The 15,284-nt window shown below is 61.8% G+C and carries 14 protein-coding genes; 9 read left to right on the top strand and 5 right to left on the bottom strand.

The features are described from left to right. Positions 1 to 23: 23 nt before the first annotated feature. The 4 genes from aguA to E4656_RS15610 are packed head-to-tail and all read right to left on the bottom strand — an operon-like array spanning position 24 to position 4,840. Entirely contained in the window at positions 24 to 1,118 is a 1,095-nt protein-coding gene (gene aguA, locus E4656_RS15625; RefSeq protein ID WP_135484241.1) for an agmatine deiminase, read from the bottom strand. After that, positions 1,115 to 1,996, bottom strand: coding sequence for an N-carbamoylputrescine amidase (aguB, locus tag E4656_RS15620; RefSeq protein ID WP_135484240.1), 882 nt, complete (start codon positions 1,994 to 1,996; stop codon positions 1,115 to 1,117). Before aguB ends, aguA begins: the two co-directional genes overlap by 4 nt. Before the next feature lie 17 nt (positions 1,997 to 2,013). Next, entirely contained in the window at positions 2,014 to 3,369 is a 1,356-nt protein-coding gene (locus tag E4656_RS15615; RefSeq protein WP_135484239.1) for a glutamine synthetase family protein, read from the bottom strand. A 10-nt stretch (positions 3,370 to 3,379) separates the two neighbouring features. After that, positions 3,380 to 4,840: an NAD-dependent succinate-semialdehyde dehydrogenase gene (locus tag E4656_RS15610; RefSeq protein WP_135484238.1), complete on the bottom strand. Its 1,461-nt coding sequence runs from the start codon at positions 4,838 to 4,840 to the stop codon at positions 3,380 to 3,382. A 203-nt stretch (positions 4,841 to 5,043) separates the two neighbouring features. Between E4656_RS15610 and E4656_RS15605 the strand changes: the two genes are divergently transcribed. From E4656_RS15605 to E4656_RS15575, 7 genes are all read left to right on the top strand, one after another. Further along, positions 5,044 to 5,835 (top strand): gamma-glutamyl-gamma-aminobutyrate hydrolase family protein, encoded by a 792-nt coding sequence (locus E4656_RS15605; RefSeq protein WP_240754000.1) that lies wholly within the window; start codon positions 5,044 to 5,046, stop codon positions 5,833 to 5,835. A 4-nt stretch (positions 5,836 to 5,839) separates the two neighbouring features. After that, a complete protein-coding gene (locus tag E4656_RS15600; RefSeq protein WP_135484237.1) occupies positions 5,840 to 7,192 on the top strand; it encodes a glutamine synthetase family protein in 1,353 nt (450 codons plus the stop codon). 12 nt (positions 7,193 to 7,204) lie between these two features. Further along, complete coding sequence (locus E4656_RS15595) at positions 7,205 to 8,569, top strand: aspartate aminotransferase family protein (protein ID WP_135484236.1); 1,365 nt, start codon at positions 7,205 to 7,207, stop codon at positions 8,567 to 8,569. 64 nt (positions 8,570 to 8,633) lie between these two features. Continuing rightward, positions 8,634 to 9,722: a polyamine ABC transporter substrate-binding protein gene (locus E4656_RS15590; RefSeq protein ID WP_135484235.1), complete on the top strand. Its 1,089-nt coding sequence runs from the start codon at positions 8,634 to 8,636 to the stop codon at positions 9,720 to 9,722. A gap of 85 nt (positions 9,723 to 9,807) precedes the next feature. Then, on the top strand, positions 9,808 to 10,953 hold the full coding sequence (gene potA / locus E4656_RS15585) for a polyamine ABC transporter ATP-binding protein (protein WP_135484234.1): 1,146 nt from the start codon (positions 9,808 to 9,810) through the stop codon (positions 10,951 to 10,953). A gap of 10 nt (positions 10,954 to 10,963) precedes the next feature. Continuing rightward, entirely contained in the window at positions 10,964 to 11,869 is a 906-nt protein-coding gene (locus E4656_RS15580) for an ABC transporter permease (RefSeq protein WP_135484233.1), read from the top strand. Continuing rightward, entirely contained in the window at positions 11,866 to 12,702 is an 837-nt protein-coding gene (locus tag E4656_RS15575) for an ABC transporter permease subunit (protein WP_135484232.1), read from the top strand. Before E4656_RS15580 ends, E4656_RS15575 begins: the two co-directional genes overlap by 4 nt. A 32-nt stretch (positions 12,703 to 12,734) precedes the next feature. On the opposite strand, the gene E4656_RS15570 is transcribed toward E4656_RS15575, so the two are convergent. Further along, the gene (locus E4656_RS15570; RefSeq protein ID WP_476703735.1) at positions 12,735 to 13,277 is read right to left on the bottom strand and encodes a cupin domain-containing protein; all 543 of its coding nucleotides are present in this window, start codon (positions 13,275 to 13,277) and stop codon (positions 12,735 to 12,737) included. A gap of 103 nt (positions 13,278 to 13,380) precedes the next feature. Here E4656_RS15570 and E4656_RS15565 point away from each other — a divergent pair, with 103 nt between their 5' ends. Together E4656_RS15565 and E4656_RS15560 are read left to right on the top strand one after the other, a co-directional pair. Continuing rightward, the gene (locus E4656_RS15565; RefSeq protein WP_135484230.1) at positions 13,381 to 14,691 is read left to right on the top strand and encodes an NAD(P)/FAD-dependent oxidoreductase; all 1,311 of its coding nucleotides are present in this window, start codon (positions 13,381 to 13,383) and stop codon (positions 14,689 to 14,691) included. A gap of 351 nt (positions 14,692 to 15,042) precedes the next feature. Beyond that, positions 15,043 to 15,284 (top strand): toxin-activating lysine-acyltransferase (locus E4656_RS15560; RefSeq protein ID WP_135484229.1); only part of this gene is annotated, 242 nt, incomplete at its 3' end.

Below are 15,284 nucleotides of genomic sequence, written 5' to 3'. Positions count from 1 at the left end.
GGGCCGGGTGAAGCCGACCCTGCTCAGCGGGGCTGCTGTTGCGTGATGCAGTGAATGTTGCCGCCGCCCAGGAGGATCTCCCGGCCGGGTACGGTGACGATCTCGTAGTCCGGCAGCCAGTCCTGCAGGCATTGCCGGGCGATGTCGTCCATGGGGTCATCGAAGGCGGGCATGATGATGCCGCCATTGGTGATCAGAAAGTTGATATAGCTGGCGGCCAGCCGGTCGCCGGCGGCGCGTGACATGCCGCTGCTGTCCGGGTCAATGCCGGCGGCTTCTTCGGCGGTCATGTACAGCGGCCCCGGCAGAGGCAGCCTGTGCACGGTGAGTGAGCGCCCACGTGCGTCAGTCTGGCTCTCAAGAGCGGCCAAGGCCGCCTGAGACCGGGCATGCTGTGGGTCGTTCTCGTCATCGGTCCAGGCCAGGGCGATTTCGCCGGGGCGGATAAAGCAGGCCATGTTGTCGACATGGCCGTCCGTTTCGTCTTCAAAAATACCCTCCGGTATCCACAGCACCTTCTCGGCTCCCAGCCAGGCGCACAGGCGCTGCTCGATGTCTTGTCGTGACAGGTGCGGATTGCGGTTCGGGTGCAGCAGGCATTCCTCGGTGGTCAGCACGGTGCCTTCGCCGTCCACATGGATGGCGCCGCCTTCGAGCACAAAGTCGGCACGATGGGCCGGTGTGCGGGTCATCGACAACACCTTGTCAGCGATCTCGTTATCCCTGTCCCAGGGGAAATAGAGCCCGCTGTGCAGGCCACCCCAGGCGTTGAACTGCCAGTCTATGCCGCGCAGCTCGCCGCTCTGCTGATGCTGTACGAAGGTCGGCCCGACGTCGCGCATCCAGGCATCGTTGCTGCTCAGTTCCACTACCCGGATAGCCGGGTCGGCTCCGAAGCAGCTGCGGGCATGCCGGTACTGGCCGGCGGAGACCCCCAGAGTTACCGGAGTAAAGCAGCTGATGGCCCGGGCCACCGCCACGAAGGCCCCCTGCGCCGGCTTGGCGCCCAGGCGCCAGTTGTCCGGCCGTTCCGGCCACAGCATCCAGACCGCTGACTGCGGGGCCCATTCGGCGGGCATGCGGAAACCCTTTGGCGGCGGGTTATGGGCTGTGCTCATGACTGAGCCGCCGTATGGCCGTCCTTGGTCAGCAGGGCGCCATAGAGTTCGGGTCGGCGGTCGCGGAACACGCCCCAGGCGTGGCGCTTGGTGCGCAAGGCGGCCAAATCAAAGCTGTGGGTGACGACACCGGTTTCCTGCGTGTCGAGTTCGCCCACCCGGGTGCCGGTTTCATCGGCGATAAAGCTGTTGCCGTAGAAGGTGATCGCGGTACCGTCTATGGCTTCGGTGCCGACCCTGTTGCTGGCGATCAGCGGCATCACATTGGCGGCGGCATGGCCGCACTGGGTGTTCAGCCAGTGGGGTCGGGAATCCAGGGTCGGGTCCTGGGGTTCACTGCCGATAGCCGTGGGGAAGAACAGCAGCTCGGCACCCATCAGGGCCATGGCGCGGGCGGTTTCCGGGAACCACTGATCCCAGCAGATGCCGACGCCGATGCGGGCGTAGGCGGTATCCCAGACCTTGAACCCGGTGTCGCCGGGCGTGAAGTAGAACTTTTCCGAGTAGCCCGGGCCATCAGGGATATGCGCCTTGCGATAGAGGCCCAGTACGCTGCCGTCGGCATCGATGATGGCAATGCTGTTGTAGTAGGCGTTGTTGTCCCGTTCATAGAAGCTGATCGGCAGCACCACCTTGAGCTCATGGGCAACGGCCTGAAAATGCTGCACGGCCGGGTTGTCTTCCAGCGCTGTGGCATGGGCCAGATGGTCGTAGTCCTGATGCTGACAGAAATAGCGGCGCTCGAACAACTCCTGCAGCAGTATGATCTGCGCGCCCTGCGCACTGGCCTGGCGCACCAGCGCCTCGGCGGCCTCGATATTGGCATTGACGTCCCAGCCGCAGGGCATCTGGGTGGCGGCGACGGTAATACGGGTCATGATGTGCAGGGCTCCTGTCAGACGTAGGGCAGCAGCAGATCCAGTTCCATGGGAGTGACCTGCTGTTCGAACAGTCGAGTCTCTCCCCACTTGCAGGCAGCATAGACCGAGGTGAACGCGGTGCCAAAGGTTTCCTGTACCCAGGCGCTTTTTTCAAAGGCGCGCAGGGCGTCCCGCGGGTTGTCGGCCAGGTTTTCATGATCCTGCTCGTAGGCATTGCCCACCACCGCCGGGCCCGGGTCGGCCTTGTGCGTCAGCCCGTACTGAACGCCGGCCAGGACAGCTGCTACCGCCAGGTAGGGGTTGGCATCAGCCCCGGCCAGACGATGCTCGACCCGATAAGCTGCCGCATCGCCGGAGGGGATACGCATGGCCACGGTGCGGTTGTCATAGCCCCAGGTCTTGCTGTTGGGGGCATAGATCTCGGAGCTCAGACGGCGGTAACTGTTGATGGTTGGAAACAGCAGGGCCTGTGACTGGTCGGCCGTCTTCAGCAACCCGCCGATGGCATGACGCAGGGGGGTGTGCTGTTCCGGGTCTTCGGCAGTGAAAATATTCTGTCCCTGATCGTCCAGCATACTCAGGTGGATATGGGTGCCCGAACCGGCCTGGTCGATATAGGGCTTGGCCATGAAGGTGGCTTCGAGACCGAACTCGCGGGCGGCATGACGAATGATGCGCTTGAGCATGATGGCATGATCGGCCGCCATCATGGGGTCCTTGCAGTGGTGCAGGTTGACCTCGAACTGGCCGGGTGCATATTCGGCAATGACGCCATCGGCCGGCAGGTTCTGCTCGCGGGCCATGCGCAGCGCTTCCTGAATGAAGGCGTCGTAGTCGTCCAGATCATCCATGGAATAGACCTGGGTGGAGTTCATGCGCCGACCCGTGGTGGGTGAAACCGGGGGCTGCAGGCGGCCCCAGGCGTCGCGCTCACGGTCGACCAGATAGAATTCCAGTTCGACCGCGACCACGGGTGCGTAGCCCAGAGTCTGGAACTGTCCCAGCACGCGCTGCAGCACCTGCCTGGGGTCGGCCGGAAAAGGCGTCACGCCATCGGTTTCGAACATGGTGACCAGAGCCTGGGCCCGGCCTTCCAGCCAGGGCACCAGGGTCAGTGTGCCCGGCACCGGCCGACAGATGCGATCGGCATCGCCGGTGTCCATACCCAGGCCGGAGGCCTCTACCGTGGTGCCGGTGGCGTCCACCGCATAGACAGAAGCCGGCAGCGAAAAGCCGTCCTTGTAGACCTTGCGAATGGCTTCCCGTTCGACGCGCTTGCCGCGCACCATACCGTTCAGGTCTGTGGTCAGCAGTTCAATGGTCTGCACGTCCGGGTGGGCGTTCAGAAACTCCTTCAGTTCGGTCGACATCTTGCAGTCCTCAGAGCGGGTCCGGGTTCAGCCCGCCCATGCACAGGTATTTGAGTTCGGTGTATTCATCCAGGCCGTGGCGTGAGCCTTCGCGGCCAAGGCCGGACTCCTTCACGCCGCCAAAGGGGGCGATCTCGGTGGAGATGATGCCCTCATTGATGCCGACCATGCCGTATTCGAGCGCCTCGCTGACCCGCCATATGCGGTTCATGTCGCGGCTGTAGAAATAGGCTGCCAGTCCATAGGGCGTGTCATTGGCCAGCTGTACACCCTCGGCATCGGTGTCGAAACGGTACAGGGCCGACACCGGGCCGAAGATTTCTTCCTGCGCCAGGCGCATGGACGGTGTGGTGTCGGCGAGCACAGTCGGCTGGTAGAAATTGCCGCCGAGTTTGTGGCGCGCGCCGCCGGTCAGTACACGGGCGCCCTGCCGGCGGGCATCGGCGACCAGGCTTTCGACCTTGTCCAGGGCGGCTTCGTTGATCAGCGGGCCCTGCTTGATGCCGTCTTCCAGGCCGGCGCCGACGGTCAGTTCTGCCGTGGCCTTGGCCAGCCGTTCGGCAAAGGCATCATAGATGCCGGCCTGCACCAGAAAGCGGTTGGTACAGACACAGGTCTGCCCGGTATTGCGATACTTGGCGGCCATGGCGCCGGCCACAGCAGCGTCCAGGTCGGCGTCGTCAAAGACCAGGAACGGCGCATTGCCGCCCAGTTCCAGTGACACTTTCTTCACGCTGTCGGCGGCCTGCTTGAGCAGAATCTTGCCCACCGCCGTGGAGCCGGTGAAGGACACCTTGCGCACCGCCGGATGGGTGGTCAGCACCTTGCCGACGGCATCGCCCCGGGCTGCGGTAACCACATTGAACACACCGTCAGGCAGCCCGGCTCTCCGGCCCAGTTCGGCCAGCGCGAGTGCGGTCAGCGGGGTCGCTTCGGCAGGCTTGAGCACCATGGTGCAGCCGGCAGCCAGCGCCGGGGCACACTTGCGGGTGATCATGGCGAGCGGGAAATTCCACGGCGTGATGGCCGTGCAGACCCCGACCGGCTGGCGCAGCGTGAGAATGCGGCGATCGTTGTTGGGCGTCGGGATCACCTCGCCATAGGCACGGCGGCCTTCGGCGGCAAACCATTTGATAAAGGAAGCGCCATAGCCGACTTCCCCCAGGGATTCCGCCAGCGGCTTGCCACATTCCTGCGTCATCAGCCGCGCCAGAGGCTCGCGGTGCTCCATGATGAGGTCATGCCAGCGTTCGAGCAACTGAGCCCGTTCGGCCGCCGTGGTATGGCGCCAGTGCCGGTAGGCACGGGCAGCGGAATCAATGGCTTCGGCGGCATCTTCCGGTGTACAGTCGGTCACATCAGCCAGGGTATCGCCGGTGGCCGGGTCGGTAACGGCAAAGGTCCGGTCATGGGGCGCGTCATACCAGGCGTTGTGAATGAAAGCCTGATTGAACAGCAGGTTTTCCGTCATACTGATAGCCTCCTGCTGCCAGTGGGCAGTCTGCGAGTGTCTTGCATCGGTGTTCAGCACCGGATTCCGAAGTTTTCCGGGCCCCTCAATATCGTACGCTCGGCGTGTTCAATATAATGGAGGGGCTCTTTATTTTGAACACTTGTGTTAATTATTTTTTATGATAACGTGTGAAAAAACAAACATTCCCCATGAAAGATAGCATGAAATCAGGTGAGGATATGGCGCATCAGTCAGCGCCGCAAAGGCCCCTGGTGGGCGTGGTGACTGATCTCAAGGAGATCGAACCCCACCGCTTCTTTGCCACCGGTGAGAAGTACCTGCGGGCACTTACTGATGCCGCAGATGTGGTCCCGGTGCTGCTGCCACTGATGGCGGACAGAGTGCATCTGCAGGAATGGCTGCAGCGTCTCGACGGTGTCTTCCTGACCGGCGCCTACTCCAATGTGCACCCCCGCCATTTTGCACAGACAGATGAAATTCCCGATACCCAGCATGACGAAGCCCGCGATGCACTGAGCCTGGATCTGATCCGCGCCACCGTCGATGCCGGAAAGCCGCTGTTGGGTGTCTGTCGCGGCATGCAGGAGATGAATGTCGCTTTTGGGGGCAGTCTGCACCAGAATCTGCATCTGACCGGGCGCTATCAGGAGCATCGGGAGGACAAGTCACAGCCGCTGGCCGTCCAGTACGGACCGGCGCATGATGTCAGTCTGGTACCCGGGGGCGTGCTGGCCCGGGTCACCGGCGTTGAAAACATCACGGTCAATTCCGTGCATACACAGGGCGTTGATCGGTTGGCATCAGGGTTGCAGGTTGAAGCCCGGGCCGAGGATGGGTTGGTCGAAGCCTTCAGTGTCGAAGGCGCCCGCCGCTTTGCGGTGGGCGTCCAGTGGCACCCGGAATGGCAGGTTCTGGAACATCCGCAGAATAAAGCTCTGTTTACGGCCTTTGGTGACGCCTGCCGCGAAGTCGCCGCCGCCAACCAACGGTGACCCCATGAAGAAGCTGACACAGTGGTTGCACGACAACCATATTACGGAAATAGAATGCATCACGCCGGATCAGACCGGCATCGCCCGGGGCAAGATCATGCCCACCGACAAGTTCATTGCCGAAAAGGGCATCCGGCTGCCCGAAAGTGTGCTGCTGCAGACCGCCACCGGTGACTACCCGGACGACGAGACCTACTACAACATTCTGGACCCGGCCGATATCGACATGCGGCTCCGGCCGGATGAAGATGCGGTGTTCATGGTGCCCTGGGCGCATGAACCGACGGCCCAGATCATTCACGACTGCTACGACAGCATGGGCAATGCCATCGAGCTCTCACCGCGCAACGTGCTCAAGCGCGTACTGGCGCTGTACAAGGAGAAAGGCTGGCAGCCCATCGTGGCGCCGGAAGTGGAGTTCTACCTGACCCAGCGCTGCACCGACCCGGACCTCCCCCTGGTCCCCCCCATCGGGCGCTCGGGCCGTGCCGAAAGCGGTCGCCAATCCTTCAGCATTGATGCCGCCAACGAATACGACCCCATCATAGAGGATATCTATGACTGGAGCGAAGCCCAGAATCTGGATATCGACACCCTGATCCACGAAGAAGGGGTGGCGCAGATGGAGTTCAACTTCCGTCACGGAGACCCGCTCAAGCTGGCCGATCAGGTGTTCGTATTCAAGCGCACGGTGCGTGAGGCGGCGCTGAAGCACAATATTTCCGCCACCTTCATGGCCAAGCCCATCACCAATGAGCCGGGCAGCTCGATGCATATCCACCAGAGCCTGCTTGATGCCAAAACCGGGCGTAATCTGTTTTCCAATGAGAACGGCACCATGTCGACGCTGTTTCTCAACTTCATTGCCGGCATGCAGACCTATATCCCCAGAGCCATGCCGCTGTTTGCCCCCAATGTGAACAGCTACCGGCGCTACCTGCCCGGGGAGGCGGGGAACTCTCCGGTCAACATCGAATGGGCCGAAGACAACCGCACCGTGGGCCTGCGTATACCCAATTCCGAACCGGAAGCACGGCGAGTGGAGAACCGGCTGCCCGGCTCCGACACCAACCCCTACCTGGCCATGGCCACCAATCTGGCCTGCGGGTACCTCGGCATGACGCAGGGGCTGACCCCGCGCAAGCCGGTATCCGAACGGCTGGGCACCGAAGCCGACCCGGACATGCCGTTCAATCTGGAAGCGGCACTGGATGCCATGGAAGGGTGTGAAGAACTGCGCGAAATTCTCGGACCGGTGTTTGTGGATGGCTTTATCGCCACCCGCTGGGCCGAGTACGAGGGGTTCAAGCGGGTCATCAGTTCCTGGGAGCGGGAATTCCTGCTCTCCTCGGTGTGAGCGGAGGCCGTAATGACCGGGACAGCTCAGTGGCAACAACAGGCGCGGGAGCATCTGTTTCAGCCCTTTGTCGACAATGCCGCGCTGCAACGTGAAGGCGCCCGCGTCATTACCCGCGCCGAAGGCGCCTGCATCTGGGACAGTGACGGCAACCGCTTTCTGGATGCCTTTGCCGGACTGTGGTGCGTCAATATCGGTTATGGCAGGCCTGAGCTGGCCGCAGTGGCGGCGCGGCAGATGCAGGAGCTGCCCTACTACAACCTCTTCTTCAAGACGGTCACCCCGCCGGTAGCCGAACTCGCGGCTGCCATCGCCGAGTTGGCGCCGGCGCATATGAACCGCGTGTTCTTTACCAATTCCGGCAGCGAAGCCAATGACAGTGTCTACCGCATGGTGCGGCTGTACTGGCAGTTGCAGGAGCAGCCCGAACGGCAGGTGATCATCGCCCGTCACAATGCCTACCATGGTTCTACCGTGGCCGGCGCCAGTCTGGGTGGCATGGCCCCCATGCATCGTCAGGGCGGGCTGCCCATTCCGGGGATAGAGCATATACAGCAGCCCTACTGGTTCGACGAAGGCGGTGACCTGAGTCCCGAAGAGTTCGGTCTGCAGGCTGCCCGGGCCCTGGAAGAGCGGATTCTGGCCGTGGGCCCGGAGAAGGTGGCGGCCTTTATCGCCGAGCCGATTCAGGGCGCCGGCGGGGTCATCATTCCGCCGGCCACTTATTGGCCGGAAATACAGCGCATCGTACGCAAATATAATATTCTTCTGGTCGTGGATGAGGTCATCTGTGGTTTTGGACGCACCGGCGAATGGTTCGGTTCGGATTACTATGATCTGCAGCCGGACCTGATGCCCATTGCCAAGGGTCTTTCATCCGGCTATGCCCCCATTGGCGGGGTCATCATGGCCGATGATTTTGCCACCGTGCTGGCGGAAAAAGCCGGTGACTTCAATCATGGCTTTACCTATTCGGGGCATCCGGTCAGTGCGGCCGTGGCTCTGGAAAACCTGCGTATTCTGCGTGCCGAGGGAATCGTCACGCGGGTACGGGAGCATGCCGGCCCCCGGTTCCGGCAGTGTCTGCAGCAACTGGCTGATCACCCCATGGTGGGTGAGGTCCGTGCTGTCGGCCTGCTGGGTGCGGTGGAGCTGGTCAGAAACAGGGAGACGCGCGAGCGCTTTCCTCAGGTGGGACAGACCGGGGCCTTGTGCCGCGATCTGGCGCTGGAAGAGGGGCTGGTGTTGCGCGCAACGGGGGATACCCTGCTGTTCTCTCCGCCTCTGATCCTGAACGATCAGCAAATGGACGAGATAATCAAAACAACAAAGAGTGCACTGGATCGCGCCTGGGCCCAATTGAATCCAAACAGATAAACTGGACTCCGGCGTCGCTGGCGCTGTGCCGGCACACTCACGACCTAAACAGGGGAACTGAAGCATGCATACAACTCTGAAACTGTCCTTGCTCGGCGTCGCACTGGCGACTGCCAGCGGTATGGCACTGGCGCAGGGCCAGGTCAATGTCTACAACTGGTCCGATTATGTGGCCGAAGACACCATTTCCAACTTCGAGCAGCGTACCGGCATTCGCGTGTCCTATGACGTCTACGATTCGAACGAAGTGCTGGAAGCCGTGGTACTGGCCGGCAGCTCGGGCTACGACGTGGTGGTGCCAACGGGCAGCAACATGGCGCGGCAGATTCAGGCGGGCGCCTATCAGCGCCTCGACAAGTCTCTGTTGCCCAACTACGAGAACCTGGACTCGGCCCTGCTCGAGTCACTGCAAACCTATGATCCGAACCAGGAGTACTCTGTACCCTACCAGTGGGGCACCACAGGTATAGGCTATAACGCGCAGATGGTTGAAGAGATTCTGGGTGAAGACGCGCCGATAGGCAGTTGGGACCTGGTGTTTGATCCGCAATACGCCTCACAACTGGCTGAATGCGGTATTTCGTTTCTGGACAGCGGTGACGAGATGATTCCGCTGGCCCTGAACTACCTGGGGTACGATCACAACTCGCATGATACGGCGGAAATCAACGAAGCCCGTGATCTGCTGGTGCAGGTGGCACCGCATCTGACCTATCTGCACAGTTCGCGCTACATCTCCGACCTGGCCAATGGTGAAATCTGTGTGGCCGTCGGCTGGTCCGGTGATGTCTTCATGGCCAAATGGCGCGCCGAAGAAGCGGGACGCGATTTCGATGTGAACTACTACATCCCCTCCGAAGGCACCATTGCCTGGGCAGATTTCATGGTCATCCCGGTGGATGCCCCCAACCCGGAAAATGCTCACGCCTTCATCAACTACATTCTGGACCCAGAGGTCAGTGCCGACATCAGCAACTACGTCTGGTACGGCAACCCGAACCTGGCCGCGCGTGAATTCCTGGATGAAGACCTGCTGAACGATCCGGGCGTATTCCCCGAGGAAGGCACCAATCTGTTCACCATGGACGTCAGACCACCCGCAGTCGAGCGCGTGGTCACCCGCGCCTGGAACGCAGTGCGTACTGCCAACTGATCGCTGCGGCGATACTGTCCAGAAGAGGCTGGCCCCTCGGGGCCGGCTTCGATTCTTCAAGCTTGGATCCAATGGAGAGCCGGTCATGAACGCAGCGACCGAGACTACCGCTTCGGATGTGCGTGCGCGGGAGCGCGTGAAGAAAAAGCCCCTGCTCAGTATCGAGCAGGTCAGCAAGGAATTTGACGGCACCTATGCCGTCGATTCGGTCAATCTGCAGATATACAGTGGCGAAATCTTCGCCCTGCTCGGGGCCTCGGGCTCCGGTAAGTCGACCCTGTTGCGGATACTGGCAGGGTTCGAGTTGCCGACGGCGGGCCGCATCCGCCTCGACGGTCAGGACCTGACCGGCATGCCCCCCTACAAGCGCCCCATCAACATGATGTTCCAGTCCTATGCCCTGTTCCCGCACATGACGGTGGAACAGAACCTGGCCTTCGGCCTGCGCCAGGACCGCCTGCCCAGAGCGGAAATCAAGGACCGGGTCGGCCGCATGCTGGATATGGTGCAGATGAAGAAGTTTGCCCGCCGCAAGCCGCACCAGCTTTCCGGTGGCCAGCGGCAGCGTGTGGCGCTGGCGCGCAGTCTGGCCAAGCAGCCCAAGATGCTGCTGCTGGATGAACCCATGGGCGCCCTGGACAAGAAACTGCGTACCCGCATGCAACTGGAAGTGGTCGACATCCTGGAAAGTGTCGGTGTGACCTGTGTGATGGTCACCCACGACCAGGAAGAGGCCATGACCATGGCCGACCGACTGGCCATCATGGATGAAGGTCGCATCGAGCAGGTCGGGACCCCGGTCGATGTGTATGAAAGCCCGACCAATCGCATGGTGGCCGAATTCATCGGTTCGGTGAACATCATCCCGGCCGAAATCCAGGCCGATGAAGAAGACCACATGATACTGCGCAGCCCGGAACTGCCGGTGCCCATCTACATCGGCCACGGCGTCAGTTCGGGTATCGACCAGCGCGACATGCTGTTTGCCCTGCGCCCGGAGAAGACCATTCTCTGTACCGAACAGCCCGAGGGCGACTACAACTGGGCAGCCGGCACCGTCAACGACATTGCCTATCTGGGTGGTCACAGTGTCTACCATGTGAAGCTGGACAGCGGGCGGGTGGTACAGACCGTACTGGCCAACCGCGAGCGGCGCTCGCCGCGGCCGACCTGGGAAGACCGGGTCTGGGTGTGCTGGGAATCCGATGCCGGCGTGGTGCTGCGCGACTGAGGGGGAGCCCATGCGACGAATAGACCTGTCCCGTATCCCCGGCGCACGCTGGGGGGTGATCAGCAGCCCCTACCTGTGGATGCTGCTGTTCTTTCTGCTGCCCTTCATCATTGTGGCGCGCATTTCGGTGGCGGAAGCACAGCTCTCCATTCCGCCCTTCAGCGCCCTGTTTCAATGGGCTGCGGATCGCCTGACCATCGAGATCAGCTTTGCCAGCTACCAGTGGCTGGTGGCGGACGACACCTATTTCCGCGCCTACTGGCAGAGCATCCAGATTGCCTTTTTCAGCACCCTGCTGTGCATTCTGATCGGCTACCCGGTGGCCTATACCATCGCTCGGGCCCCGGCGCATACTCAGCCCACGCTGCTGCTGCTGATTCTGCTGCCGAGCTGGACCTCCTTTCTGATTCGGGTCTATGCCTGGATGGGCCTGCTGAGCAACCGCGGGCTGATCAACCAGGCCCTGGTCGGCATGGGGATCACGGATGGCCCCATACAGATGTTGAACACCAACTTTGCCGTCTACGTCGGGGTGGTCTATGCCTACCTGCCGTTCATGATACTGCCGCTCTACGCCAACCTGGTGAAGCACGACAATACCCTGCTGGAAGCGGCCAGTGACCTGGGTGCACGCAAGATCATCAGCTTTTTCCGCATTACCCTGCCGTTGTCGAAAAACGGCCTGATTGCCGGCTCCATGCTGGTGTTCATACCGGTCGTCGGCGAGTACGTGATTCCGGAACTGCTGGGTGGCCGCCGCACGCTGATGATCGGCAAGGTGCTGTGGCAGGAGTTCTTCAACAACCGCGACTGGCCCCTGGCTGCTGCACTGGCGCTGGTGATGATACTGATCCTGCTGATACCCATCATGATCTTCATGCGGGTGCAGCAGAAGGAACTGGAGGGGCGCCGATGAAATCGCTGACGTTCACTCGTTGCATGTTCTGGTTCGGAATCCTGTTCCTCTACCTGCCCATGGTCATCCTGATCATCTATTCGTTCAATGCCGGGCGCAATGTGCAGGTCTGGGCCGGGTTCTCCACCCATTGGTATGGCGAAGTGCTGCGCGACCGGCAACTGATGGCAGCGCTCGGGCGCTCGCTGCGCGTGGCCTTCTTTTCCGCCACGGCGGCCATGTTACTGGGCCTGCTGGCCTCCATCGCCATCATCCGCATGAAGCGGTTTCGGGGCCGTGGTCTGCTGTCCGGCATGGTGACCGCACCGCTGGTGATGCCGGATGTCATTATCGGTGTCTCGCTGCTGATGCTGTTCGTGTCGCTGCAGCAGGCCATTGGCTGGCCACAGGGGAGGGGGCTCAATACCGTCTTCATTGCCCACACCACCTTCTGTGTGGCCTATTCGACGGTGGTGATCTCATCCCGCCTGCGGGAACTGGATGAAAGCCTCGAAGAAGCGGCACAGGACCTGGGGGCAACCCCGGTATCCACCTTCTTTCAGGTGACGCTGCCCATCATCTGGCCGGCCCTGCTGTCGGCCTGGCTGCTGTCGTTCACGCTGTCGCTGGATGATGTGGTGATTGCGTCCTTCGTGACCGGACCGGGGGCCACCACCCTGCCGATCGAGGTGTTCTCGTCCGTCAGGCTCGGGGTGTCGCCCAAGATCAACGCGCTGGCCACCATGATCATACTGGTGATTTCGCTGATCGCGTTTACCAGCTGGTATGTGACCCGGCGCATCGACATCCGCAACCGCAGGCAGCAACTGGCCTATCAGCGCGAAATGGAATAGCCGGTAGCGCGGCACGCAGGTGCCGACCCGGCCTAGAAATTGGCCGGCGTGGTCGCCGACACGATCACGCAGCGCTCCGCATGCGGGTTGCGAAAACGGTGAGGGCGTGTTGACTCGAAGTAGTAGCCGTCGCCCACCTCCAGATGGTAGACGCTGTCGTCCACGGTGAGCTCCAACTGGCCCTCCAGCACCATGCCGCACTCCTCGCCCTGGTGCTCGTAGGGCTCGTCGCCGGTATCGGTGCCCGGCTCATAGGTCTCCACCATGAAGGCAATGGCACGCTGACCAAAGGCCTTGCCGATCAGTTCCATCTGCACATCGCCGGACACAGTCAGATCCAGACGCTCGGCAGGCCGATAGACTACCTGCGGATGGTTCTGCTTTTCTTCTGCATCGAAGAATTCGACCAGCGACATGGGTATCCCGGACAGTACCTTCTTCAACGAACTGACACTGGGGCTCACGCTGCTTTTCTCGATCATAGAGATGGTGCTGTTGGTGACGCCGGCGCGCTTGGCCAGCTCCCGTTGTGACAGACCGTACTGCTTGCGTATCTGTTTGAGTCGTGGGCCCACATCCAAGTCGAGGTCCTCCTTGCTGGGTTTGGCTGCCCTTTTTGGGCTTATCGGTTATGATGTGTCAATTATATAAAACACTTGAATGAAATAAACTACAAATATGGTTGCACTACTGAATCCGCAGACACACAGCGAGGCGCATGCGCCCTCCTACTATGTCGCTACCGCGCATGAAATACCACAGAATCCGACGCTGTCAGGCCCGGTACAGGCCCGAGTCTGTGTGGTGGGGGGTGGCTTCTCCGGCGTCAATACCGCCCTGGAACTGGCCGAGCGCGGTTTCGACGTCGTATTGCTCGAAGCCCGCCGCATCGGCTGGGGCGCCTCCGGCCGCAACGGCGGTCAGTTGCTGCGCGGCATCGGCCATGGTACCACGCAGTTTCGCAAGGTCATCGGCGACGAGGGTGTGGCCGCAATCGACGCCATGGGCTTCGAATCCGTCGAACTGGTACGCGCACGCATTGCGCGCTATGACATCGACTGCGACCTGCGCATGGGCTACTGCGACCTGGCCAACAAACCGGCCCACATGAGAGCCTTTGCCGAGGAAAAAGCCTGGCTGGAAGAGCAGGGCTACCCGCATCACGTCGAACTGGTGCCGTCGGAGCGTCTGCATGAAGTCGTCGGCTCCAGCCGCTACTGCGGCGGCATGATCGACATGGGCTGCGGCCACCTGCACCCGCTGAACCTGCTGCTCGGCGAAGCCCGCGCCGCGGCCGAACTGGGCGTGCGCCTGTTCGAGCAGTCCCCGGTGGAGCGCGTCGAGCGACAGCCGGATGGCGGTTACCGGGTTCACACCCCGGGCGGCAGCGTCCAGGCCGACACCCTGGTGCTGTGCGGCAACGCCTATGTGCAGGGCCTGCACCCCGTGCTGGAAGGCAAGGTGCTGCCTGCCGGCAGCTATGTGGTCACCACCGAACCCCTGCCCGACGACGTCGCCCAGCGCCTGCTGCCCGGCGGCCATGCCGTCTGCGACCAGCGCATCGATCTCGACTACTACCGCCTCACACCCGACAACCGCCTGCTGTTCGGCGGCCTCTGTACCTATTCCGGGCGCGACCCGAAGGACATCCGCGCCGCCCTGCGCCCCAACATCAAACGCGTGTTCCCGGAACTGGCCGACGTCAAACTGGACTACGCCTGGGGCGGCATGATCGGCATCGGCGCCAACCGCATGCCGCAGGTCGGCCGATTGCCCGACGGCATCTACCACGCCCAGGCCTATTCCGGCCACGGCCTCAACGCCACCCACATGGCCGCCCGTGTACTGGCCGAAGCCATCAGCCAGGAAAGCCGACGCATCGACATCTTCAACCGCATACCCCACATCACCTTCCCCGGCGGCCGCCGCTTCCGCTCACCCCTGCTGGCGCTGGGCATGCTGTACCACCGCCTGAAAGACCTGCTGTAGGCCGTGGGCCTTGCCCACGCATCCAGGCGACTGGCTCCAACAGCCGCCGATGCCTCCGTTCTGTAGGCTGTGGGCTTTGCCCACGCATCCAGGCGACTGGCTCCAACAGCCGCCGATGCCTCCGTTCTGTAGGCCGTGGGCCTTGCCCACGCATCCACACGCTGGCTCCAACAGCCGCCGGAGCCTCCGTCTTGTAGGCCGTGGGCCTTGCCCACGCACGGCGCCCATACATAACCTGACGTTCCAGACCCTGATTTTCGTCAGGTTATGCCATAAACATTCGGTCGACTTCCCGATAGCATCAGGAAATCATCTCTACAGAGGTAGAGCCATCGTCAGGGAGGGAGGTTCATGCAGAGCAGCATTCAGACACCGTTACCGCCCATTCAACACAAGCAGGGCGAGCCACTGACACTATGGACCACTTTGGGTGTCGTTGCCGAAATGTCCATAGTCCATGGTGAGGCCTGTCAGAGGACAGTTGCCCAGCGGACCCATCGCGTTCTTCCTGCACTCCAATCAGGCCAGTGCCACGTTTTTCTGGATGAAGAGCAACGGCCCTGGGGCTATGCCAGTTGGGCGACTGTGGATCA

The sequence above is a fragment of the Natronospirillum operosum genome (genome assembly GCF_004768465.1).
Taxonomy (GTDB): domain Bacteria; phylum Pseudomonadota; class Gammaproteobacteria; order Pseudomonadales; family Natronospirillaceae; genus Natronospirillum; species Natronospirillum operosum.
The sequence above is the reverse complement of the archived record's forward strand: the minus strand, read 5'-3'. Positions and strand labels throughout refer to the sequence as shown.

Excerpts from the sequence above, each read along its gene's own strand:
- aguA (WP_135484241.1), bottom strand. The coding sequence starts at position 1,118 with ATGAGCACAGCCCATAACCCGCCGCCAAAGGGTTTCCGCATGCCCGCC.
- aguB (WP_135484240.1), bottom strand. The coding sequence starts at position 1,996 with ATGACCCGTATTACCGTCGCCGCCACCCAGATGCCCTGCGGCTGGGAC.
- E4656_RS15615 (WP_135484239.1), bottom strand. The coding sequence starts at position 3,369 with ATGTCGACCGAACTGAAGGAGTTTCTGAACGCCCACCCGGACGTGCAG.
- E4656_RS15610 (WP_135484238.1), bottom strand. The coding sequence starts at position 4,840 with ATGACGGAAAACCTGCTGTTCAATCAGGCTTTCATTCACAACGCCTGG.
- E4656_RS15605 (WP_240754000.1), top strand. The coding sequence starts at position 5,044 with ATGAAATCAGGTGAGGATATGGCGCATCAGTCAGCGCCGCAAAGGCCC.
- E4656_RS15600 (WP_135484237.1), top strand. The coding sequence starts at position 5,840 with ATGAAGAAGCTGACACAGTGGTTGCACGACAACCATATTACGGAAATA.
- E4656_RS15595 (WP_135484236.1), top strand. The coding sequence starts at position 7,205 with ATGACCGGGACAGCTCAGTGGCAACAACAGGCGCGGGAGCATCTGTTT.
- E4656_RS15590 (WP_135484235.1), top strand. The coding sequence starts at position 8,634 with ATGCATACAACTCTGAAACTGTCCTTGCTCGGCGTCGCACTGGCGACT.
- potA (WP_135484234.1), top strand. The coding sequence starts at position 9,808 with ATGAACGCAGCGACCGAGACTACCGCTTCGGATGTGCGTGCGCGGGAG.
- E4656_RS15580 (WP_135484233.1), top strand. The coding sequence starts at position 10,964 with ATGCGACGAATAGACCTGTCCCGTATCCCCGGCGCACGCTGGGGGGTG.
- E4656_RS15575 (WP_135484232.1), top strand. The coding sequence starts at position 11,866 with ATGAAATCGCTGACGTTCACTCGTTGCATGTTCTGGTTCGGAATCCTG.
- E4656_RS15565 (WP_135484230.1), top strand. The coding sequence starts at position 13,381 with ATGGTTGCACTACTGAATCCGCAGACACACAGCGAGGCGCATGCGCCC.